Genomic DNA, 2,097 nt, shown 5'->3' on the forward strand with positions numbered 1-2,097 from the left:
ACAATCTCGGCAACGTGCTGACGACGCAGCGCAAGTTCGACGCGGCGGTGGACAGCTATCGCGCGGCCGTCGCGCTGGCCCCGTCCAACCCGATCGCGCACCGCAATCTCGGTGCGGCGCTGCTCGCCCGCGGCGATCGCGACGAGGCGATTGCGACCCTGCGCCGTCTCGTCGAACTGGCGCCTGGCGACGCGCAGGCGCGTGTCGACCTCGGCATCGCGCTGCGCGACGCAGGGCAGGCCGACGCGGCGATCGCACAGTTCGAACGAGCCGCGGAACTGTCGCCGATGCGCGCCGACGCGCACGCGGGCCTTGCCGAGGCGCTGTACCGTCGGCGGCAGACGGCGCGTGCGGCCGAGTGCATGACGCGCGCGCTTGAGCTGGCGCCCGCTCACGGTCCCGCCTATCGCATGCTCGGCGACATGTATCACGACCTGGGCAAGTACGACGCGTCCGTCATGTGCTACCGGGCCGCGACCGAACTCGATGCGAACGACGTCGACGCACATCATCGCTGCGCGATCGTGCTGCTGAAGCAGAACCGTGCCGACGACGCGCTGCATCATGCGCGCGCGGCGCTCGCATTGAACGACCGGGCCGCGCCCGCGCACATGACGCTCGGTGACGTGCTCGGCATGCTCGGCGATGTGGATGGCGAACTCGCGCATTACCGCCGCGCGGTCGAACTCGACGTGACCAACCCGGTCCTGCACGACCGGCTGGTCTTCGCGCTCGCCACGCATCCATCGATCGACCAGGAAGAGACGCTCAGGGCTGCGCGGCATTTCGGCGAATACGTCGAAGCCGATGCGCGGCCGCTCGCGCATACCGACACCGGCTCGCGCCCGTCGGGTGGACGGCTGCGCATCGGCTGGGTGTCGGGGGACCTGGTGACGCATCCGGTCGGCATTTTCCTGGAGGGCGTGCTGGCGCATCTCGATCGACACCGGCTCGAATTGATCGCCTATCCGACGTCGGCGGCGGAAGACGACACGACCGCGCGCCTGAAGCCGCACTTCGACGCGTGGCATTCGCTTCTCGACCTGTCGGACGAGCAGGCGGCGCAGCGGATTCGCGCTGACGGCATCGACGTTCTCGTCGACCTGTCGGGCCACACGGCGCTAAACCGGCTTGGCGTGTTCGCATGGAAGCCCGCGCCGGTGCAGGTCACGTGGATCGGCTTCTTCGCCTCGACGGGGCTGCGCGCGATCGACTACGTATTGGGCGACCGGCACGTGCTGCCTGCCGGCGAGGAAGCGCATTTCGTCGAGCGGCCGTGGCGGCTGCCCGACAGCTATCTGTGCTTCACGCCGCCGCATCCGGCGCTCGACGTCGGTCCGTTGCCGCAACGCGAGAACGGTGTGATGACGTTCGGCTATTTCGGCAAGCTCGGGAAGATGAACGATGCGGTCGTGCGCGTGTGGTCGCGGGTGCTTGCCGCGGTGCCGGGCGCGCGGCTGTTCCTGAAGGCGGGTGAGCTCGACGACGCGCATGCGGTGCGCCGGACGGCCGAGCGGTTCGCCCGCAACGGGATCGACGCGAGCCGGCTGGTGATGGAGGGCCGCTCGCCGCGCGCCGATTACCTGACGGCCTACCGCCGCGTCGACATGATGCTGAGCCCGTTTCCGTACCCGGGCGGCACGACGACGGCCGAGTCGCTGTGGATGGGCGTGCCGGTGCTCGGGATGAAAGGCGAGCGATTCGTCACGCACATCTGCGAGAGCGTGCTGCAGACGGTCGGCCTGGCCGACTGGATCGCGCGCGACGAAGACGACTACGTCGCGAAGGCCGTGGCCGCTGCGGCCGATCCGCAGCGGCTCGGTGCGCTGCGGCAGGCATTGCGCGCGCAGCTGCTCGCGTCGCCGCTGTGCGATGCGCCGCGCTTCGCGAAACATCTCGAGGAGGCGTTTTACGGGATGTGGATGGACAGGACGAACGCCGGCGCCGACGAGCGGGCCGCGGCGGGCGAAGAACCGAATTGAGCCGCCCGGCAGGGTGGCGCGCGAACGACGAAACGACGACATGCAACAGACCACGGACATTCTCGGCGCCGCACTGGCGCATCACCAGGCGGGCCGGCTGGGCGACGCGAAGGCG

The 2,097-nt window shown here is 69.7% G+C and carries 1 protein-coding gene; it reads left to right on the plus strand.

Annotation, left to right across the window (positions count from 1 at the left end; translation table 11 throughout):
• The coding region (locus tag DIE11_RS35835; RefSeq protein WP_124629842.1) for a tetratricopeptide repeat protein at nt 1–1,982 on the plus strand (1,982 nt) is incomplete at its 5' end.
• Between the last annotated feature and the right edge of the window lie 115 nt (nt 1,983–2,097).

Source organism: Burkholderia sp. Bp9012 (assembly GCF_003853825.1).
GTDB lineage: Bacteria > Pseudomonadota > Gammaproteobacteria > Burkholderiales > Burkholderiaceae > Burkholderia > Burkholderia diffusa.